This is a genomic window from Micromonospora sp. WMMC241 (assembly GCF_027460165.1).
In the GTDB taxonomy this organism is placed as follows: domain Bacteria; phylum Actinomycetota; class Actinomycetes; order Mycobacteriales; family Micromonosporaceae; genus Micromonospora; species Micromonospora humi.
This window is the reverse complement of sequence record NZ_JAPZBF010000001.1, coordinates 1169875-1189167: the sequence shown is the minus strand read 5'-3', so window position 1 is coordinate 1189167 and position 19293 is coordinate 1169875. Positions and strand designations below refer to the sequence as shown.

Below are 19293 nucleotides of genomic sequence, written 5' to 3'. Positions count from 1 at the left end.
GGGCTCAGACGCTGGCCAGCACGAGCGCGGCGGCGGCGACCCCGAGCCCGGCCAACTGGACCGGGCGCAGCCGTTCCCGGTCCACGGCGAGCGCGAGCAGGACCGTGCTCGCCGGATAGAGCGACGCGATGGCGGCCACCACGCTGAGATGACCCCGCCCGGCGGCGGCGAGGAAGAGCGCGTTCGCCGCGGAGTCGAGCAGGCCGGCCGCGGCGGCCCAGCCGAGCACCCGCCGGCCCACCCGTAGGCGCACGCCGGTGCGGGCGGCGAGCGCGAGGCCGAACGCGACCGAGCTGACGCGTACCGCCAGCACCGGCCACATCCCGGCGCCGGCGTCGGCCTGGCCCAGCAGCGCGAAGAAGATGCCGAAGAGCAGGCCCGCGGCGAGCGCGATGCCGATGACCCGGCCGGAAATGCGACCGGCGCCACCGCGCTCGCCCAGGCTGACGAGCGCGATCGCCACCACGGCGAGCCCGGCGCCACCGAGCGCCACGGCACCCGGGGAGTCGGCCACGAGCAGGCCGGCCACCACCGGCACCACCGCGGCGGTGATCGCGGTGACCGGTGCGACCACCGCCATCACACCGGTGGCCAGCGCGCGGTAGAGCAGCATGACACCGGCCGCGCCGGCCACCCCGGCGAGCAGGCCCCAGGCCAGGTCGGCGCCGTTCGGGGTGCCGGGTACGACGAGCACCAGCACGATCAGCAGCGGCAGGCTGAGCAGTTGGGACACCACCGTCACCGCGATCGGGTCGGCGTGCCTCGACGCCTTGCCGCCGGAGAAGTCGGCCGTGCCGAACGCGATCGCGGACACCGCGGCGAGCACAATGGGGAGCATCCCGTAGTCGTACCATAATAGTGACCGTGAAGGACAGTATGTTGACCGACACCGGTGGACGGGTGAGTGCGGTGACCGCCGCGGTCGCCCGGCAGGTACGCGAGTTGCGGGCCGCCCGCGGCTGGTCCTTCGAGGAACTGGCCGGCCGGTCCGGGGTCAGCAAGGGCATGCTGGTGCAGATCGAGGGCGCGCGCACCAACCCGAGCATCGGCACGCTCTGCCGCGTCGCCGACGCCTTCGGCGTCAACATCGCGCAACTGCTGGAGCCCGCCGAGGAGAACACGGTGCGGGTGACCGCCGCGGACGAGGCACCGGTGCTGTGGCGCGGCGCGAACGGGGGCGCGGCGCGCCTGCTCAGCGGCATCGGCGAACCGGACATGGTCGAGCTCTGGGACTGGCGGATGCGGCCCGGCGAGGCCCTGCACTCCCCCGACCACCCACCCGGCACCCGGGAGATCCTGCACGTGCTGGACGGAGCCCTGACCGTCACCGTCGACGGCGTCGACCACGAAGTGCGCGCCGGCGAGACGGTGGAGTTCCACGCCGACCGGCCGCACGGCTATCGCACCGCCGGCGACGCGCCGGTACGCCTGATGATGGTGACGGCGACACCGTCGGGCGAGTGGGACCGGCGGACCCGGTCACGCGGGCCGCGCCCGAGCTGACTCGGGCGCGGTCGCGGCGACGGCTCAGGCCGACTTCTCCTCGCGGTCCCGGCGACGCCGGCCGGTGAACTCGCGGGGCACGATGGTCGGGTTGACGTTCTCCAGGACGGCCTCCCGGGTGATCAGCACCCGGGCCGCGTCGGGGTTGCTCGGCACCTCGTACATCACGGAGAGGAGCACCTCCTCCATGATGGCCCGCAAGCCACGGGCGCCGGTGCCGCGGAGCATGGCCTGGTCGGCGATGGCCTCCAGCGCCGGCTGCTCGAACTCCAGCTCGACGCCGTCGAGCTCGAACAGGCGCTGGTATTGCCGGACCAGCGCGTTGCGCGGCTCGGTGAGGATCTTCACCAGGGCGCCCCGGTCGAGGCTGCGCACGTTGGTGATCACCGGGAGCCGGCCGATGAACTCGGGGATCAGCCCGAACTTCAACATGTCTTCCGGCATGACCTGGCTGAAGATGTCATCGGTCGACCGCTCCGACACCGACCGGAGCCGGGCGCCGAAGCCGGTGCCGCCGGAGCCGGTGCGGGCCTCGATGATCTGGTCGAGGCCGGCGAACGCGCCACCGCAGATGAACAGCACGTTCGTGGTGTCGATCTGGATGAACTCCTGGTGCGGGTGCTTCCGGCCGCCCTGCGGCGGCACGTTGGCGACCGTGCCCTCCAGCATCTTCAGCAGCGCCTGCTGCACGCCCTCGCCGGAGACGTCCCGGGTGATCGACGGGTTCTCCGACTTACGGGCGATCTTGTCGACCTCGTCGATGTAGATGATGCCGGTCTCGGCGCGCTTGATGTCGTAGTCGGCGGCCTGGATCAGCTTGAGGAGGATGTTCTCCACGTCCTCGCCGACGTAGCCCGCCTCGGTGAGCGCGGTGGCGTCGGCGATCGCGAACGGCACGTTGAGCATCCGGGCCAGGGTCTGCGCCAGGTGGGTCTTACCGCAGCCGGTCGGGCCGAGCAGCATGATGTTGGACTTGGCCAGCTCGACGCCGTCGCTGCCGGAGCCCGGCGCGCCGGCGGCCTCGGCCTGGATCCGCTTGTAGTGGTTGTAGACCGCGACGGCGAGCGCCTTCTTGGCCTGCTCCTGACCCACGACGTAGTTGTCGAGGAACTGGCAGATCTCCATCGGCTTGGGAAGCTCTTCCCACTTCACCTCGCCGGACTCGGCCAGCTCTTCCTCGATGATCTCGTTGCAGAGATCGATGCACTCGTCGCAGATGTAGACCCCGGGACCCGCGATGAGTTTCTTGACCTGCTTCTGCGACTTGCCACAGAAGGAGCACTTCAGTAGGTCGCCGCCGTCACCGATCCGTGCCACCTACGTTCTCCCTGCACTCATCGGCCGGAGCGCCGGCCCTGACCTGCGGGCGCCGCGGCGCCCGTCCGTCCCTGTCGTCCCACTGTGCTGTCGGCTCCACCCGATCCGACCCGGAGCGGTACAGACCCGACGTTACCCGGTGGCCGGGTTTTCTCCGACCCCCAAAACGGGTGTGTCAGAGGTCGGCCGGGGTCCACCCCCGACCGACCTCCGACCCCGCACGTGCTCAGCCCGCGGCGTGAGTCGCCAGCAGACCCTTCTTGCGGCTGGTCAGGATGGTGTCGACCAGCCCGTACTCCTTGGACTCCTCGGCCGTCATGATCTTGTCACGGTCGATGTCCTTGCGAACCTGCTCGATCGGCCGGTTGCAGTGGCGGGACAGCATGTCCTCCAGCTGCGTCCGCATCCGCAGGATCTCCCGCGCCTGGATCTCGATGTCCGACCCCTGACCGTAGCCACCCTCGGTGGCCGGCTGGTGGATGATGATCCGGGAGTTCGGCAGCGCCATCCGCTTGCCCGGGGTGCCCGCGGCGAGCAGCACCGCCGCCGCGCTGGCCGCCTGACCGAGGCAGACCGTCTGGATGTCCGGACGGACGTACTGCATGGTGTCGTAGATCGCCGTCATGGCGGTGAAGGACCCACCCGGCGAGTTGATGTACATGATGATGTCGCGGTCCGGGTCGGTGCCCTCCAGCGTCAGCAGCTGGGCCATCACGTCGTTTGCCGACGCGTCGTCCACCTGGACGCCGAGGAAGATGATCCGGTCCTCGAAGAGCTTGTTGTAGGGATTCGACTCCTTCATCCCGTACGACGTGCGCTCGACGAACGACGGCAGGACGTAGCGGTTGTGCACGGCCGCGAACTGGGGCGGCAGGCTCAGGTCGGTCATCGTCAGCTCCTCGATCAGCTCAGGGTCCCGGCGCCATCCGGAACCTGCGCGGCCCCGATGATCACCTTGTCGATGAAGCCGTAGTCCATGGCCTCCTGGGCGGTGAACCAGCGGTCGCGGTCCGAGTCCGCCTCGATCTGGGCCTGGGACTGGCCGGTGTGGTGCGCCACCCGCTCCTGGAACATCCGCTTGGTGTAGAGCATCTGCTCGGCCTGGATCGCGATGTCCGACGCGGTGCCACCGAGGCCGCCCGAGGGCTGGTGCATCATGATCCGCGCGTGCGGCAGGGCGTAACGCTTGCCCTTGGTGCCGGCGCAGAGCAGCAGCTGGCCCATGGAGGCGGCCATGCCCATCGCCACGGTCGACACGTCGTTGTCGATGTACTGCATGGTGTCGTAGATCGCCATGCCGGAGTAGACCGAGCCACCCGGCGAGTTGATCCAGAGGAAGATGTCGCGGTCCGGGTCCTCCGCCGCGAGCAGCAGCAGCTGCGCGCAGATGCGGTTGGCCACCTGGTCGTTCACCTCACTGCCCAGGAAGATGATCCGTTCCTTGAGCAACCGGTTGTAGACCGAGTCGTCGAGGTTGCCAATGGAGTCGCCACCGCGGGCCTCGATCGCCCGGAGCGACTTCTTGGGGATGTGCATGTCGGTCATGGCAGCCCTTCGCTCTCCGTACCGTCCTGTCCGACACTAACCGCTCCGCCTCCGGGCGCACTCCCGGTCGGGGCACTGTTCGCTCTCAGCGCAGTCACCCGCTCGGCGTACCCCGGAAAGGGTTTCGGCCGCCGCCCGGCGCGCAGCGCGGGACGGCGGCCGTCGCCTGACGATCAGTGCTGGTGGTCGTGCTCGGCCTCGTTCTGGGCCCGCAGCGCGTCGAGGGAGACCTCGTTGCCCGCCGCGTCCTTGATCTTGATCTTCTCCATCACCGCGGCGAGCGCCTTGCCCCGGCGGACGTCGCCGAAGACGGCCGCGGCGGCGCCGGAGCGGGCCAGCTGGTCGTAGTACTGCTGCGGAGCCATGCCGGCGCGCTGCGCCCGGTGCACGATCTCGTGCCCGAACTCGTCGTCGGAGACCTGCACGTCCTCCGCGTCGGCCAGCGTGTCCAGCAGGAGCTGGATCTTGACGCCGTCGGTCGCCGCCTCGGTCAGCTCGGCGTCGATCTGCTCCTCGGTCTTCTCCTCCGCGGCGAGGTATTCCTCCATGGAGGCGCCGATGCGCTCGAGCTGGTCGACCATCGCGGCCTTGCGGCTCTCGACCTCCTCCTTGACGACACCCTCCGGCGCCGGCACCTCGGCGGCGGCCACCATCTGCTCGAGGGCCTTGTCCCGGGCGGCGTAGATCTGCTCGACCTGCTTGCCGCGGGTGACCCGCTCGCGCAGGTCGCCGCGCAGCTCCTCGATCGTGTCGAACTCGCTGGCCATCTGCGCGAAGTCGTCGTCGAGCTCGGGAAGCTCCTTCTCCTTGACCGTGCGGACGGTCACCGCCACGTCGGCGTCACGGCCGGCGTAGTCGCCGCCCACCAGCTGGGTGGTGAAGGTGGTGCTGTCGCCGGCGGCCAGGCCGACCAGCGCCTCGTCCAGGCCCGGCAGGAGCTGCTTGCTGCCGACCTCGTGCGAGATGTTGCTCGCCGACCCGCCCGGGACCTCCTCGCCGTCGACCGTGGCGTTCAGGTCGATCTGGACGAAGTCGCCCTCCTGGGCGGCCCGCTCGACGGTCTTCAGCGTGGCGAACCGCTCGCGGAGGCTGCCGATCTGGTCGTCGATCTCGCTGTCGGCGATCTCGATCTCGTCGACGGTCACCTCGATGGTGGCCGGGTCCGGCAGGGTGATCTCCGGCCGGACGTCGACCTCGGCGGTGAAGTTGAGCGAGTCACCGTCGTTGAACTCGGTGATGTCGACCTCGGGACGGCCGAGCGTCTTCAGGTCGTGCTCGCGGACCGCCGCGAGGATGTTCTGCGGGATGGCCTCCTGGATCGCCTCGTTGAGGACGGTCCCCCGGCCCACCCGCTGGTCGATCACCGCGCTGGGAACCTTGCCCCGGCGGAAGCCGGGAACCTGGACCTGCTGGCCGATCTCCCGGTACGCCTTCCTGAGGCTCGGCTCGAGCTCGACGAACGGCACCTCGATGGCGAGCCGCACGCGCGTCGGGCTCAGAGTCTCGACGGTGCTCTTCACAGGCGTACTCCTTGACGGATCAGGGTGTTGAAGTCTGGGGCGTGATTGCGCGCATCGAGTGTAGGCGAGTCGGCCTGCGGCATCGGCAGGGCCCGGGCACCACGCGGAGAAACCGGCGGTTCCCGGGACGATCCGGTCGCGAACGACAGTCGGGGTGGCGGGATTTGAACCCACGGCCCCTCGCTCCCAAAGCGAGTGCGCTACCAAGCTGCGCCACACCCCGTGGCAACGACGAGTGTATGCCGTCCGGACCCCCGTGTGGGTGACCGGGGCGCGGGTGGGCGCTGCGCGCCCGGCTCCGGGATTCGGTAGGCTGTCTGGCGCGCCCCGCGACAGCGAGGCGCTCGCGGGCGTAGCTCAATGGTAGAGCTTCAGTCTTCCAAACTGACTACGCGGGTTCGATTCCCGTCGCCCGCTCCACGAGAACAGACCCGGGTGGATCAGCCGGAAGCTGACCATGGGTGGTCCGGCATCCGTGCCGCCCCCTACCGGGGAGGCCGGCCCGTCGGGTCGCCGGCCAGCAGGCACCCCTGGAGCGTGGCCGGGCCCCGCAGCGTCAGGAACGGTCGCGGGTCCGACCCGTCCCGGTTCGCCGCGTAGAGGGTCGGGGCCGGTCCCGCCTCCGGGTGGCCGCGGAAGAACACCCGCTGCCCGGCACCGGCCAAGGGGGCGGCGCCGTCGCCCACGAGCATCCGGCCGCCGTCGCGGACGTCGACGCTGACGTGCGGCCACGAGTCGTCCTGCCAGAAGCGGCAGACGACGTGGTCCTCGTCGACCCATGCGGCGTTGGTCGGTGGCACCAGGTCCGCCTGGTCGAGATGGGCGATCTCGCGACCGGTCAGGTCCAGCACGACGGTGACGATCGCATCGTCGTCCTCGTCGGTGGCACGCAGGTGGGTCGCGGCGATCCGCCGCCCGTCCGGCGACCACCCGATCCCACTCTCCGCCGACCAGCCACCCTTCGACCGCGTCCACAGCCGCCGCCGCACGCCACCGGCGAGATCGATCACGCTCACCACCGTCAGGCCGCCGGTCTCCGGGTCGTCGTCGTCGGGGTCGGAGGCCGTCGTCAACACCGCCAACGCCGTCCCGTCCGGCGAGAACTGGGCCAGGTGGTCCGAGGACTCACGCTCGTCCGACGCCAACCATCGCTCGTGGCCGGTGGCCAGATCATGCAGCCCCACGACGGGCGACGCCGGGAACGGATCCACGTCGACGACGGCTGCCGTCCGGCCGTCGGGAGCGAGGGCGAGCACGAGGCGGCTCGTCCCGAACAGGGCCGGCGGGTAGACGAACCCGCCGGTCTCCGGATCGAGGGCGACGGCCACGTTCCCGGGCCCGCCGACGAGAGGGAGCAGGACCGGTGTGCGCGCCACCGCCCGGTGCGGAAGGACGTCCAGGTCGACGTCGTACTCACGGTCGGACATGTGCCCTCCGATGGCCGGTGACGGGTTCGGATCGGACCGGACGGTCAGGACAGCCGGCGGCGGATCCGCTCCCGGTCGTCCGCCGGCAGGGCGTCGGCCACCAGCAGTCGGGGCAGCAGCTCCGGCTCCGAGGTCACCGCGCGGAACAGGAACGCCACCGTCACGTCGTGGTCGGGCCGGTGCACGACCTCCACCGGATCACCGGCGGCGATGCTGCCGGGCGAGATCACCCGCAGGTACGCCCCCGGCACGACGGCGGCGGTGAACCGCTTGATCCAACCCTGCTCGCCCAGCCAGCCCTGGAACGTGCCGCACGGGATGCGCGCGCAGGACACCTCCAGCACGACGTCCGCCCCGATCCGCCACCGCTCGCCGATCAGTGCGCCGTTCACGTCCAGGCCGGCGGTGGTCAGGTTCTCGCCGAAGCTGCCGTTGCCCAGCGACCGGCCCAGCTCGGCCTGCCAGCGGTCCAGGTCCTCCCGGGCGTACGCGTAGACGGCCTGGTCGGTGCCGCCGTGGTGGGCCACGTCGTAGACCCGGTCGCCGGCCAGGCCGACGTCGCCGGCGCCCTTCGGGCCGGGCGCGGTGACCGCGACCGGGCCGTCCACGGGCTGCTTGTCGATGCCGGTCGCCCCGATCCCCTTCCAGGGGTTGGGTCGGGGTCGGCCAACGTTCACGGAGAGCACCCTCATGGTCCGCGACGGTAGGGCCCGCACCGGGCGACCGGCCACCGAATTCCCGGCCCGGCGAGCCGGGCTGCGCGGGCTGCGTACGATGCGGGCCGGACATGCCCGCGTCGGCCGGAGGTAGCGACGGATGTCAGGCCAGCAGGACGGTTTCGCCCTCGGCGTGGACCTCGGCACCTCGAACACGGTGGCGGTGCTGCGCCGGCCGGACGGGACCACCCGGCCGGTGCTCGTGGACGGGCACCCGATCCTGCCGTCGGGGGTGTACGCCGACGCCGACGGTCAGCTGCACGTCGGGCGGGACGCCCAACGGCTGGCCCAGGCCGATCCGGCCGGCTACGAGCCGAGCCCGAAGCGTCGGGTCGACGAGGAGACCGTCGAGCTGCGCGGGCGGGCGTACCGGCCGGCGGAGCTGCTGGCCGCGACGCTGCGCGCGGTCGCCGACTCGGCGCTGGCCGCGGTCGGTCACCTGCCTCCGGCGGTGGTGACGCACCCGGCGGCCTGGGCGCCGGCCCGACGGCAGGTGCTGCACGACGCGGTGGAACTCGCCGGCTGGCCGGCGGCGGCCGAGCACACGCTCGCCGGGCCGATCGCGCCCGGCACCCGCCTGCTGCGCGAGCCGGTCGCCGCGGCCCGCTACTACACCCAGGTGCTGCGCCGGCCGGTGCCGGTGGGCGGCGCGGTGGCGGTGTTCGACTTCGGCGGCGGCACGCTCGACGTGGCGGTGCTGCGCAACGAGGGCGCCGATCCGTGGGGCGACTCGGGCTTCCAGCTCGTCGCCACCGGCGGGCTCGCCGACCTGGGCGGGCTCGACCTGGACGCGGCCCTGCTCGGGCGGCTCGGCGAACTGGTGCGGCCCGGCCACGCGCGGCAGTGGGCGCGGCTGACCGAGCCGGCGACCACCGCCGACCGGCGGGACCGGCAGCAGCTCTGGGACAACGTGCGCGGCGCGAAGGAGATGCTCTCCCGAGCCGTGGTCGCGCCGGTGGCCGTGCCGGGCGTGGAGGCCGCCGTCCCGCTGACCCGGGCGGACTTCGAGCGCCTCGCCGCCCCGATGCTCGCCCGCGCGGTCGCCGAGACCCGCGACGTCACCGCCGCCGCCGGGCTGCGCCCGGAGCAGCTCTCCGGGCTGTTCCTGGTCGGCGGCTCGACCCGGGTGCCGCTGGTGGCCCGGCTGCTGCACGCCGAGCTGGGCATCGCGCCGACCGTGCTGGAGCAGCCGGAGCTGCCGGTCGCCGAGGGCGCGCTGACCGACCTGCCACTGCCACGGCGACCCGGCCGGCCCGCGGGGCCGGTGCAGCAGGTGCCGGCGGCGGCCGACGCGCCCCCGGCCGGTCCGCCGGCACCCCGGGGCGCACCCGACCGGGCGGCGGGACGGGACACCACCGTGCCGGCGGCGGCCGGGGAGGAACTGACGGCGGCGGTCGGACCGCACGGCACGGCCGTCGGGCCGGGGACCACCGCCCCGGCCGGCCCGTCCGGCACGCCGGCCGCCGACGCGACGACCGCGGCTGCCGGCGGCCCGCACGGCACGCTCGTCGCCGACCCGGCCGGCCCCACCCCGCCCGGGTACGCCCCGACGTCCGCCCCTCCCGGCGGGTCGGCGCACGCCACGCCCGGGTACGCCCCGACGTCCGCCCCTCCCGGCGGGCCGGGACACGGCGCGGCCGGCGTACCCCAGGGCTGGCCGGGCGCTGCCGGCGTACCCGGAGCCTGGTCCTCCGCCCCCGCGGGCGGCGCGGCGCGTGGCGGCGGCCGACGGGGCCGCTGGCTCGCGGCGGGCGCCGGCCTGGTGGTCGTCGCGGTGGCCGCCGCGACGCTGCTGTGGGTGTTCCGGGACCGGCACCCGGCGCTCGACTTCCACACCCCGCCGGAGCTGGTCGGGACCGTGCCGGTGGGCGACGAACGGCCCGGCGCGATGTTCACCGCGACGCTCGGCGAGCGGGCCTACCTGGCCTGGTCACGGCCGGACGACCGGCTCACGGTGCGGGCGGTGGAGGCCGCCACCGGCCGGAAGCTGTGGGAGGAGCCGACCGGGGTGAGCGCCGAACGGTGGGCCGGGATCCGGGCCCTGCCCGACGGCGTCGCGGTGCTCGCCGACGCCTCCGGGTCGAGCACGGCCCGCCCGCTGGCGGTGCTCGACGGCGACACCGGCGCGCAGCGGTGGAACACCAGCATCGCCGGCGACGACGAGATCTTCCTCGGCGCCGGCACGCTGGTCCGGCTGGACCGTGCCGGCAACCGGCTGGTCGGGTTGCGGCTGGACGACGGCCGGGAGCGGTGGACGCTGGGCAACCCGCGCAGCGAGTACGGCGACGCCCGGACGGTGGTGGTGCCGGTCGGCACCGGGGCGGCGCTGGACGGCGCCGCGCACCCGGACGGCTCGCCGCTCGCGCCGTGGGCCGGCGAGGCCGACCGGCTGGTGCAGGTGGGCGCGGACCGTTCGGTGCGGGTGCTGGCCATGGAGACCGGGAAGATCCTGCGCGATCGCGGCAACGTGGCCGACCTCGACGACCCGGTGGCCGCCCGCGACGACCGGCTGTACGTGGCGGAGAACGACCGAGGGCTGCGGCTGCTCTCCTACGACCTGGGCGGCCTCGGCACGCCCGACGTGCTCTACGAGGCCACGGACCGGGACAGCCGGGTGAAGGCGCTGGTCACCTGCGGCAAGCACCGCGCGTGCCTGCTGGAGGTGCCCGGCGCCGGCGCCGACGGCACGCAGGTGGTGGCCGTGACCGAGGGCGAGGGCAGCCGGCACTGGGCGGCCCCGCAGGCGACGCGGCTGGTCCCACTCGGCGAGCACCTGCTGGCGGAGCGGACCCTGCCCCGGGACTCGGTGACGCTGTTCGCGCCGGACGGCGAGCCGGTGCTGCGCGACCGCGACGGGACGGCGGTCCGGCTGGACGCCGGCAACCTGCTGCTGTTCGACAAGGAGCCGAGCGGCTACGAGGACGACCGGGTCCTGGCCGGCCTCGCGGTCGGCGACAAGCCGGTCGAGATGGGGAAGGTGCAGCAGATCCGCAGCGAATCCTGCTCCTGGAACACCGAGATGCTGGTGTGCGGCGCGGAGAAGGAGTTCCGGCTGTACCGGTTCGCCGGCTGAGCGCCGAGACCGAAAGTGAGCTTGACAGTCGTCGATGCCTCGACTGGTCTGGACGTTCGAGAGATCGACGTCCGTCAGGAGGCCCCGTGTTCGTCCGACGACGGTGGACCGCGCTCGCCACCACCAGCATCCTGATCACCGCCGGCCTGCTCCATCCCGACCCCGGCGTGGCCGCGCCGACCGCTCCCACGATCACCCTGGCACCCGCCGAGACCGCCCTGGTCCGGGTACGACTCGCCGACGAGGCGCAGCTCGCCCGCCTGGTCGCCGGCGGCGCCGACCTGGCCAACCGACCCCGGTCCCGCGACGGCCACCCGGTCGCCGACCTCGTCCTCACCGGCCGGCAGCTCGCCGACCTCACCCGGCAGGGCGCGGACGCGCTGCAGATCGTGCAACGCGCCGACGACGGCGCCCGGCGGCTCGCCGAGAGCACCCGCGCCGCCCAGGCCCGCACCCGCGCCGGGCTGCGCGCCGCCGACGGGGCCGACACCCTCCAGTTCCTCCAGGCGTACTGGTGGACCACCGGCGGGAAGACCTTCCTGCAGGCCCAGGTGGCCACCACCGCCACGGACGACCCGGACGTGGAGATCACGGTGAGCTGGCGCACCGCCGACGGCGCCACCGGCTCCTTCCCGCTCTACCGCTTCGAGGACTCGGGGGAATACCAGTACCACTACGCGCTGCCGCAGCCGGTGCCCGGCCGGCCGGTGCAGCTCACCGCCACCTCCAGCCTCGGCGGGACGAGCCGGCCGGTCACCCCGTCGCCCTGGCCGAACGCCGCCCCGCCGCCGCAGCCCGCCGGCTACCAGAAGGACTTCATCGACGCCTACCTGACGCCCGTCGACATCAAGGCCCGCATCGCCCGGCTGGGCCGGCAGTACCGCGACCTGGTCGACGTCATCGACCTGCCGAACCGCACCCAGGGCTACCGCCGCACCGCCGCCGCGTACCTGGGTGACCCGACCGCCGCGGCCGTGGTGGTGGAGTCGGTCCGCTTCGGCGACCAGGGCATGAACGGCGTACAGGCGCGCACCGTCGACCCGGGCCGGGCCGACCGGCCGCTGACCGTCCGCTACCGCGACCGGGTGCTCACCGTGTCGCTGGCCACCGACGCCGCCGGCAAGGTGACCAGCACCACCGACGACGTCGCCGCCGCGATCAACGCCCGGCAGGGCACGCGCCTGCGGGCCACCGTGGAGGACGGCTCGGCCGGGCTGCCCATGCCGGTCGCCGGACCGGTACGCCTCGACGACGGGTTGCAGGGCGCCGAGGTGCCGGCCCGCCCGTGGACCGTGCAGGCGCTGCGCATCGGCAAGCACCGCGACGGCTCCCGGATCGGGGTGCTCGCGTACTCGCAGGAGCACGCCCGGGAATGGGCGACGCCGCTGGTCACGCTGGAGTTCGCGGAGCGGCTGCTGGCCAACGCGCGCACCGACGCGGCGACCCGGAGCCTGCTGGAGCAGGTGGACGTGTTCGTGATCCCGACGGTGAACCCGGACGGCGCGAACTACTCGTTCCACGACTACAACTTCCAGCGCAAGAACCTGGTGAACCACTGCACCGGTACCGCCCGCGACCCGAGGTACCGCACCAGCTGGGGCGTGGACGTCAACCGCAACTACACCGTCGGGTCGCTGTTCGACGGCTACGTGGGCGCCAGCGCCAACTGCCTCTCCGGCAACTACGCCGGCACGGCGGAGCTGTCCGAGCCGGAGAGCCGCAACGTGGTCGACCTGGCCAAGGCGCACCCCAACATCAGGTTCGCGATGAACGTGCACTCCTACGGGGGTTACTTCATGTGGCCGCCCGGGGCGTACAAGGCCGACGGGCGGGTCACCCTGCCGCGCCCGTCGATCGACGAGTCCACGCTGTTCCTGGCCAGCGCCCGACGGATCGTCGGCGCCATCGCGGCCGAACGCGGCACCGTCACCTGGCCGTCGCAGACCGGCCCGGTCGCCGACGTGCTCTACTCGGCGGCCGGCAACTCGGCCGACCAGCTCTACTACGAGCTGGGCATCTTCGCCTGGGACTTCGAGGTCGGCAACGACAGGTGGAACGAGACCACCGGGCAGTGGGAGGGCGTCGGCTTCCAGCCGCCCTTCGGCGAGGCGCACGGCGAGTCCCAGGAGTACGCCGGCGGCCTGATCGAGCTGGTAAGGGTGGCCCGCGACCACGCGGCCGCGTCGGCGAGGCCCTGACCGCTCATCCCGACGGGCGACGGATGAACCGGGCGGCGCGGGGTAATGCGAGCGCCGTCCTGGAGGAGTGACGACCGGCGTCGCGGCGTACCGCGACCGGGCGTGCGGGCGGGCGGCACCACGCCGACCCGCCCGCCGCCGTCCCCCGCCGGCGGCCGGAGTCCGCTAGCGTGCCCTCCCGTGAAGAAGACTCGTATCGCCCCGGTCGTCCTGGCCTGCGCCCTGGCGACGCTCACCGCCTGCGGCGGCGAGGACCCCGACACCGAGGCGGGTCCCGCGGCCACGTCCGCCTCGCCCCCCGCCGCGACGACCCCCGCCGCCCCGGCCACCCCCGCCGCCACCGCCTCCTCGCCGGCCGCGGCGAACACCGCCGGCGACAAGCGGCTCTGCGAATCCGTCAAGAAGTCGGGCGACGAGATGAAGGCGCGGCTCGTCTCCGCCGTGCAGGCCGGCGGCGACCCCGATGTCGAGGTCACCAAGATCCTGGCCGAGATGGGCCGGACCGCCACCGCGCTGGCCGCGACCGGGGGCGGCGGCGCCGCGGGCACCGCCCTGAAGAAGTTCGGCGCGGAGAACACCAAGGCGGCGAAGGCCGCCGACCCGAGCACCGCCGCCGACAGCGCCGCCATGGAGAAGGCCGGCGCGGACCTCAACGCCGCCTGCAAGGCGGCCGGGGTCACCACCAGTTTCTGACCCGTCCGGCGCGGGCGGGCGGCGTCCTGCCGACCCACCCGCGCCGGGTGGCTCAGTTGCCGGTGACCCAGTTCCAGGCGGAGACCACCCACTCGGTCTGCTGGAGGTAGGCCACCCCCACCCCGGCCAGGAAGAGCGCGGTGATCATGTGTGCGCCGCGGGCGCTGCGACGCACCCGGCCGAGCTGCCGCTCCAGGACCAGCCGGCCGAGCAGCCGGGCCAACGCGAACAGGCCGACGGCGGTGAGCAGGCTGAGCACGAACGTGAGCAGCGGAGCGATCAGGTTGCCCCGGCCGGAGATCGCCCAGATGCCCCAGCAGACGAACGCGAACAGCGCGCCGGCCGCGCTCCACTCCCCGCCCCGGCGCGCCTGGGCCAGGTGCCAGCTCATCGACCGGCGCGGCGCCGGCTCGCCGGCCCAGTCGCCGTGCTCCACGGTGGGGAACTGCTCGGTGCGGGGGGTACGGCGCGGGCCGACCGCCGCCACCCCGCGCTGGAACGCGTCCCGCTGCCCGGGCACCACGCCCGGCTGGGGCGGCACCTCCACGGTGCGCTCCGCCCACGGCTGTGTCTGGTCCGGCATCTTCCGTCCTCCCCCTCGACCGACGTCGGCCTCCGGTTCGAGGGTAGCCACCCGGCAAATAGGGTGCCGACCCCCACCGTGATCGGGTACACACGGGCGATGACCGACGCGGTGGTGCCCCGGGCCGAGGACTTCGACGAGATCGCCGCGCTGCTGGCGTTGGCCTTCCACAACGACCTCGATCCCGAGATGCAGGCGATCGAACGTCCGATCTTCGAGCCGGAACGGTCGCTGCTGGTCCGCGACGGCCGGACGGCGGTGGCGCACGCCGCCGCGTTCAGCCGCGACCTGGCAGTGCCCGGGGCGGACGTGCCGGCCGCGCACGTGACGATGGTGGCGGTCGCGCCCACGCACCGCCGCCGGGGCCTGCTCAGCGGGCTGATGCGCCGGCAGCTACGGGAGATCCGCGACGCCCGCCGCGAGCCGGTCGCGGTGCTCTGGGCCAGCGAGGGCCGCATCTACCCCCGGTTCGGCTACGGCTCCGCGGCCCAGCGGCTGGTGCTGTCCGCCGACACCACCGGGCTTCGGCTGCCCGACCCGACGCCCGCCGAGGGCACGCTGCGCCTGGATCGACCGGCCGCGCACGCCGGCGAACTGGCCCGACTGTACGAACGGGCGCGCGCCGACCGCCCCGGCTGGTCCCGCCGCGACGAGCGCTGGTGGGCGTACGTGCTGGCGGAGGTGAAGAGCCTGCGGGGCGGCGCCACCGCGCGACGGGTGCTGCTGCACGACGGGCCGGACGGGCTCGACGGCTACGCGCTCTACCGCACCAGGGACGAGTGGAGCGGTGGCGTTCCCCGCAGCGAGGTGCAGGTCGCCGAGGTGGTGGCGCACACGCCGGCGGCGTACCTGGCGCTCTGGCGGCTGCTGCTCTCGGTCGACCTGACCCGGCGGCTCTCCTTCCCGATCGCCGCCGTGGACGAGCCGCTGCTGCGCCTCGTCGACGAACCCCGCCAACTCGCCCCGCAACTCGCCGACGGGCTCTGGGTACGGATGGTGGACGTGCCGGCCGCGCTCGCCGCCCGCCGCTACGCCGCCGACGTCGACGTGGTGGTCGAGGTCGTCGACCCGCTGCTGCCGGAGAACAGCGGCCGATGGCGGCTGGTCGGCGGGCCGGCCGGCGCGGAGTGCACGGCCACCACCGCGCCGGCCGGGTTGGCCTGCGACGTCCGCGCGCTCGGGGAGCTCTACCTGGGCGGCGCGACCCCGGCCGCGCTGGCCGCCACCGGCCGGGTCCGCGAGCTGATCCCGGACACCCTGGCCACCACCACCGCGGCCTTCACCTGGCACCGCTCCCCCACCCCCATGGAGGTCTTCTGACCCACCCGCCGCCGCGCCCCGCCGATGATCAAGCTTTGCTCCCCACCGCTCGCGCCCCCTGAGCGTGGGTGCAACGGCATGGGTGTGTCATGGCCCGCTAGACACCCATGGCGTCCCAGCCGACTGTCGGACGACCCATTTGAAAAGACGCCCCCCCGGCTGCAGCCCTCACAAGCAACAGCCACCGGCCACCGCGACGGTCGACGTCGCCGGCAATTCCCGTGCGGCAAAGTGGGAGCGGATGGTTGATCAAGGAGTTCGCGTCGCCGCGGAGATCGACTCCGACACAAACCCCTTGATCAACCCCAAGGACGGCCCCGCCGGGGCGGGCGGAAGTGGGCGGTGATCATGAGGTTGACGGCATCAATGGAGATCAGAAACGCCGTCAACCTCATGATCACGGCATCGGAGGCCGGTGCCGCCCACCCCTCCCCGGCGACCTTGGAGTTGTGGCACCTCGGATACCGGGGTGATCCCGACATCGCAGGCGCCACAACTCCAAGATCGTGGAGCGGTCGCCTCGCCGGGCCGACCGGGGGCGGGGCGGGCGGTACGGTCGGTGGGTGGGTGAGGCGGAGCGACGGCGGCGGCGACTGCGGCATCAGGGCGAGACGACCGAGGCGGTCGGCGCCGGGGCGGCGAGCGCGCACCCGGCCCGCGAGACGGGCGCGAGCACGGCCGGGGCGGCGAGCGCGCACACGGCCCGCGAGACGGGCGCGAACACGGCCGGGGCGGCGGGGGCGAGCACGGCCGTGGAGACGAGCGCGAGCACGGCCGGGGTGCACGACGACGTCGCGCCCCGCCCCCCGCACGGTCCCCGACGCACCGAGCAGGGGCCCGGCACCCGACGTGGTGAGCCGGAGTCCGAACCACGGGGTCGGCGTGGCGCGTCCTCCGCCGACGAAGGCGAACGAGGACTGCGTGGTCTCGTCGGCTCGGGATCGTCGCAGGTGAGCGTCACCGCTGCGATGCGGGCGCGGGACGCCGCCCGCCCCACCGACGACGACCTCGCCGAGGCCGAGGCGCGGGTGGTGCTGGTCCGCCGCAACTGGGTGCCCCGCGAGGAACTGCCCCGCGGCGGACGCTGACCGGCCGCGCCGAACGGGTCAGGCGGGCAGTTCCGGCAGCCGGCGGCTCTGCTCGTAGTCGGCCACCTGGGCGATCCGCCGACTGTGCCGGGGGTTGCCGGAGAACGCCGTGGTCAGGAACGCCTCGACCAGGGCGGTGGCCTCGTCCAGCGTGTGCTGCCGGGCGCCGATCGCGACGACGTTCGCGTCGTTGTGCTCCCGGGACAGCTGGGCGGTCTCGACGTTCCAGGCGAGCGCCGCCCGGACGCCGGCCACCTTGTTCGCGGCGATCTGCTCGCCGTTGCCGGAGCCGCCGATCACGACGCCGAGGCTGCCCGGGTCGCCGACCACCCGGTCGCCGGTGTGCAGGCAGAACGCCGGGTAGTCGTCGTCCGGGTCGAAGGCGTGCGGACCCACGTCCACCACCTCGTAGCCCTGCTTGGCCAGATGGTTGGCCAGGTGCACCTTCAGCTCGAAACCGGCGTGGTCGGATCCCAGGTAGACGCGCATACCGCGCAGTCTGACAGGCCCGCCTCCGCAATCGTCGCCCGGGCGGCGACCCGGAGGCGGTACGTCACACGCCGGTCAGCGGGGCAGCTCCGCCACCACCAGGCCGGCCCGCGCCTTCGGGGTGAACCAGGTGCTCTTGCGCGGCATCTTCTCCCGGGCCAGATTGACCGCGACGAAGTCGTCCACGGTCACCGGCGCCACCAGCACCGCCAGCTCGGCCCGGCCGGCGTCGACCTCACCGGTCAGCCAGCTCGCCGGGTAGTCGCCCCCCACGTACGTGATCCGCTTGTCGCCCGGGTCGAGGCCCAGCGCGTCGCGCAGCAGCAACCGCTCGACCAGCGCGTGGTCCAGGTTCTCCAACCGGCCGGCTCCCACGTGCGGCAGCGTCACCGCGTACCCCCGGCCGGCGAGGTGCAGGTGCACGGTGCCGCCGGTGGCCGGGACGCCGACCGGGCCGGCGGTCCCGGTGACCTCGGCCCCGGCGGCGCGGAGCCGGTCGAGCAGCTCGTCCGGCGTGGTGGTCAGCTCGCTGACCAGCCGGTTGTAGGGCTGGATGGCGACCGACGCCGGCGTGGTGATCACCGACAGGAAGCGCGGGAAGCCGCCGGTCTGCGCGGCCAGGCTGCGGTGGTTGCCGTCGGCGACCACCAGGTCGCCGCCGCCGGCCAGCGCGGTCAGCTCGTCCTGCGCCGCGCCCGGGCCGACCAGCCAGATCGCGTGCGTACGGCCGGACTGGTCGACGTCGGTCGCCGCGGGCGCGCCGGCCGACTCGGTCGCCGCCGCGAGCGCCGCGTGCAGCTCGTCGCCGCGCCCGGTCTGGAGCAGGAGTACGGGCGAGAGCAGGTGACCGAGCGCCTCGGCCAGCGCGACCCGCTCGCGCACCTTCGCGATGAACACGTCCTCGTTGCGGATCACCAGGCCGGGCTCGTCGGCGCGGGTGGAGATCTGGTCGGTGTCGACCATGGCCCACAGCCCGTACGCGCTCTCCTCACCCGGGGCGCTGATCCGGTAGAGCACCACCACCTGCTCGGCCGGGGTGTAGCTGCCGTCCGCCTTGGCCTCGGTGAGACGGGCCACCGCGTCCGGGAGGGCGTCGAGGAACGACTTGCCGACGCTGTCCGGTGCCCGGTGGGGCATCTCGATGCCCAGGGCGCTGTGCGGATTGGCCGCCACGATGGCGGTGATCTCCGCGTCGTCGGCGAACTCGTCGTAGTTCTGCGCGCCGGTGCCGCCAGTGGTGATCCAGGCCCGGGCGATCGGATGCACGACCGTCATGCCCGCTGACGCTACCCGTGCCCGTTCCGCCCCCGCCGCCGGACTCGCCCCCTTCCACCAGGTGAAAGGAGGGGCCCCCGCTTAACGCCTCCGGTAGAGGAGGGGCCCCCTGTTAACAGCCGCGGGATCAGGTGACGGGATCGCGGTGGCGGCCGGGGCCGGCCGGGCGGCGGGGCGGGGCGGACGGGCGGGAGCCGGCGTTGAGGCGTACCGTCGTCGCCCCTGCGGCGGCGCCCGTCCGGGTCGGCGCGCGACCGGCGCGGCCAGCCTCCGGCGGTGTCATCCGCGAGGTGGCCACCACCCGGGCCACTCCGACCACGATCGGCGGGGCCAGCAGGTCGGCCAGCTCGGCCGGACCGGCGGGCCAGTCGCCCTCGGCCACCGACCAGTACGTCGCACCGGGATCCTCGGTCGCCGGCTGCGTCGCGTCGTCGGACAGGCGGCGGTGCTTAGCCATTGAGAACGCCTCCAGGAGCTGCCGTGGTGCGGCCTCGCTCGGGGCCGCCGGCTGGGACACCCGGTGAAACGAGCCCCGCACCGGCCCGG

Annotated in this window: 18 protein-coding genes and 2 tRNA genes; 7 read left to right on the top strand and 13 right to left on the bottom strand. The window is 73.6% G+C overall.

The features are described 5' to 3' along the window. Nucleotides 1-4: 4 nt before the first annotated feature. On the bottom strand, nt 5-838 hold the full coding sequence (locus tag O7598_RS05735; protein ID WP_269690330.1) for an EamA family transporter: 834 nt from the start codon (nt 836-838) through the stop codon (nt 5-7). Between the two features lie 26 nt (nt 839-864). Here O7598_RS05735 and O7598_RS05730 point away from each other — a divergent pair, with 26 nt between their 5' ends. Beyond that, the gene (locus O7598_RS05730) at nt 865-1503 is read left to right on the top strand and encodes a helix-turn-helix domain-containing protein (RefSeq protein WP_269690329.1); all 639 of its coding nucleotides are present in this window, start codon (nt 865-867) and stop codon (nt 1501-1503) included. A 24-nt stretch (nt 1504-1527) separates the two neighbouring features. Here O7598_RS05730 and clpX read toward each other — a convergent pair whose 3' ends face one another. From clpX to O7598_RS05705, 5 genes are all read right to left on the bottom strand, one after another. Continuing rightward, complete coding sequence (clpX, locus tag O7598_RS05725) at nt 1528-2820, bottom strand: ATP-dependent Clp protease ATP-binding subunit ClpX (protein ID WP_091069593.1); 1293 nt, start codon at nt 2818-2820, stop codon at nt 1528-1530. A 226-nt stretch (nt 2821-3046) separates the two neighbouring features. Further along, nucleotides 3047-3709, bottom strand: coding sequence for an ATP-dependent Clp protease proteolytic subunit (locus O7598_RS05720; protein WP_091069591.1), 663 nt, complete (start codon nt 3707-3709; stop codon nt 3047-3049). Nucleotides 3710-3723: 14 nt separating this feature from the next. Next, nucleotides 3724-4365, bottom strand: coding sequence for an ATP-dependent Clp protease proteolytic subunit (locus O7598_RS05715; protein ID WP_089158260.1), 642 nt, complete (start codon nt 4363-4365; stop codon nt 3724-3726). 173 nt (nt 4366-4538) lie between these two features. Then, nucleotides 4539-5885: a trigger factor gene (gene tig, locus O7598_RS05710; RefSeq protein ID WP_091069588.1), complete on the bottom strand. Its 1347-nt coding sequence runs from the start codon at nt 5883-5885 to the stop codon at nt 4539-4541. Between the two features lie 149 nt (nt 5886-6034). Then, nucleotides 6035-6108: transfer RNA gene (locus O7598_RS05705), tRNA-Pro, on the bottom strand. 123 nt (nt 6109-6231) lie between these two features. Here O7598_RS05705 and O7598_RS05700 point away from each other — a divergent pair. Further along, nucleotides 6232-6305, top strand: a tRNA-Gly gene (locus O7598_RS05700). A 65-nt stretch (nt 6306-6370) separates the two neighbouring features. On the opposite strand, the gene O7598_RS05695 is transcribed toward O7598_RS05700, so the two are convergent. Both O7598_RS05695 and O7598_RS05690 read right to left on the bottom strand, forming a co-directional pair. Continuing rightward, nucleotides 6371-7312: a TolB family protein gene (locus O7598_RS05695; protein ID WP_269690328.1), complete on the bottom strand. Its 942-nt coding sequence runs from the start codon at nt 7310-7312 to the stop codon at nt 6371-6373. 44 nt (nt 7313-7356) lie between these two features. Further along, entirely contained in the window at nt 7357-8004 is a 648-nt protein-coding gene (locus O7598_RS05690) for an MOSC domain-containing protein (RefSeq protein ID WP_269690327.1), read from the bottom strand. Between the two features lie 124 nt (nt 8005-8128). Here O7598_RS05690 and O7598_RS05685 point away from each other — a divergent pair, with 124 nt between their 5' ends. The 3 genes from O7598_RS05685 (at nt 8129) to O7598_RS05675 (ending at nt 13992) form a co-directional block, all read left to right on the top strand. After that, on the top strand, nt 8129-11101 hold the full coding sequence (locus tag O7598_RS05685) for an Hsp70 family protein (protein ID WP_269690326.1): 2973 nt from the start codon (nt 8129-8131) through the stop codon (nt 11099-11101). Between the two features lie 86 nt (nt 11102-11187). Beyond that, the gene (locus tag O7598_RS05680) at nt 11188-13299 is read left to right on the top strand and encodes a M14 family zinc carboxypeptidase (RefSeq protein WP_269690325.1); all 2112 of its coding nucleotides are present in this window, start codon (nt 11188-11190) and stop codon (nt 13297-13299) included. Between the two features lie 180 nt (nt 13300-13479). Next, nucleotides 13480-13992: a hypothetical protein gene (locus tag O7598_RS05675; protein ID WP_269690324.1), complete on the top strand. Its 513-nt coding sequence runs from the start codon at nt 13480-13482 to the stop codon at nt 13990-13992. Between the two features lie 52 nt (nt 13993-14044). Here the strand turns inward: O7598_RS05675 and O7598_RS05670 are convergent, their stop codons facing one another. After that, nucleotides 14045-14575 carry a hypothetical protein gene (locus tag O7598_RS05670; RefSeq protein WP_269690323.1) on the bottom strand — a complete coding sequence of 177 codons (531 nt, stop codon included), beginning with the start codon at nt 14573-14575 and terminating at the stop codon, nt 14045-14047. A gap of 99 nt (nt 14576-14674) precedes the next feature. On the opposite strand from O7598_RS05670, the gene O7598_RS05665 reads away from it, so the two are divergent. After that, nucleotides 14675-15895 carry a GNAT family N-acetyltransferase gene (locus O7598_RS05665; RefSeq protein ID WP_269690322.1) on the top strand — a complete coding sequence of 407 codons (1221 nt, stop codon included), beginning with the start codon at nt 14675-14677 and terminating at the stop codon, nt 15893-15895. Between the two features lie 601 nt (nt 15896-16496). Here O7598_RS05665 and O7598_RS05660 read toward each other — a convergent pair. Further along, nucleotides 16497-16667: a hypothetical protein gene (locus tag O7598_RS05660; protein WP_269695043.1), complete on the bottom strand. Its 171-nt coding sequence runs from the start codon at nt 16665-16667 to the stop codon at nt 16497-16499. A 7-nt stretch (nt 16668-16674) separates the two neighbouring features. Between O7598_RS05660 and O7598_RS31430 the strand changes: the two genes are divergently transcribed. Then, on the top strand, nt 16675-16983 hold the full coding sequence (locus O7598_RS31430; RefSeq protein ID WP_442929915.1) for a hypothetical protein: 309 nt from the start codon (nt 16675-16677) through the stop codon (nt 16981-16983). Between the two features lie 18 nt (nt 16984-17001). Here the strand turns inward: O7598_RS31430 and O7598_RS05650 are convergent, their stop codons facing one another. The 3 genes from O7598_RS05650 to O7598_RS05640 all read right to left on the bottom strand — a co-directional run bounded on the left by O7598_RS05650 (nt 17002) and on the right by O7598_RS05640 (nt 19204). Further along, the gene (locus O7598_RS05650; RefSeq protein ID WP_269690321.1) at nt 17002-17472 is read right to left on the bottom strand and encodes a ribose-5-phosphate isomerase; all 471 of its coding nucleotides are present in this window, start codon (nt 17470-17472) and stop codon (nt 17002-17004) included. A gap of 75 nt (nt 17473-17547) precedes the next feature. Further along, a complete protein-coding gene (locus O7598_RS05645; protein ID WP_269690320.1) occupies nt 17548-18747 on the bottom strand; it encodes a DUF1015 family protein in 1200 nt (399 codons plus the stop codon). A 127-nt stretch (nt 18748-18874) separates the two neighbouring features. Beyond that, a complete protein-coding gene (locus O7598_RS05640) occupies nt 18875-19204 on the bottom strand; it encodes a hypothetical protein (RefSeq protein WP_269690319.1) in 330 nt (109 codons plus the stop codon). Between the last annotated feature and the right edge of the window lie 89 nt (nt 19205-19293).

What these genes read in the sequence shown, in the direction of transcription:
- O7598_RS05735 (WP_269690330.1), bottom strand. Translation starts at nt 838, where the DNA reads ATGCTCCCCATTGTGCTCGCCGCGGTGTCCGCGATCGCGTTCGGCACG.
- O7598_RS05720 (WP_091069591.1), bottom strand. Translation starts at nt 3,709, where the DNA reads ATGACCGACCTGAGCCTGCCGCCCCAGTTCGCGGCCGTGCACAACCGC.
- O7598_RS05715 (WP_089158260.1), bottom strand. Translation starts at nt 4,365, where the DNA reads ATGACCGACATGCACATCCCCAAGAAGTCGCTCCGGGCGATCGAGGCC.
- O7598_RS05695 (WP_269690328.1), bottom strand. Translation starts at nt 7,312, where the DNA reads ATGTCCGACCGTGAGTACGACGTCGACCTGGACGTCCTTCCGCACCGG.
- O7598_RS05690 (WP_269690327.1), bottom strand. Translation starts at nt 8,004, where the DNA reads ATGAGGGTGCTCTCCGTGAACGTTGGCCGACCCCGACCCAACCCCTGG.
- O7598_RS05685 (WP_269690326.1), top strand. Translation starts at nt 8,129, where the DNA reads ATGTCAGGCCAGCAGGACGGTTTCGCCCTCGGCGTGGACCTCGGCACC.
- O7598_RS05670 (WP_269690323.1), bottom strand. Translation starts at nt 14,575, where the DNA reads ATGCCGGACCAGACACAGCCGTGGGCGGAGCGCACCGTGGAGGTGCCG.
- O7598_RS05665 (WP_269690322.1), top strand. Translation starts at nt 14,675, where the DNA reads ATGACCGACGCGGTGGTGCCCCGGGCCGAGGACTTCGACGAGATCGCC.
- O7598_RS05650 (WP_269690321.1), bottom strand. Translation starts at nt 17,472, where the DNA reads ATGCGCGTCTACCTGGGATCCGACCACGCCGGTTTCGAGCTGAAGGTG.
- O7598_RS05645 (WP_269690320.1), bottom strand. Translation starts at nt 18,747, where the DNA reads ATGACGGTCGTGCATCCGATCGCCCGGGCCTGGATCACCACTGGCGGC.
- O7598_RS05640 (WP_269690319.1), bottom strand. Translation starts at nt 19,204, where the DNA reads ATGGCTAAGCACCGCCGCCTGTCCGACGACGCGACGCAGCCGGCGACC.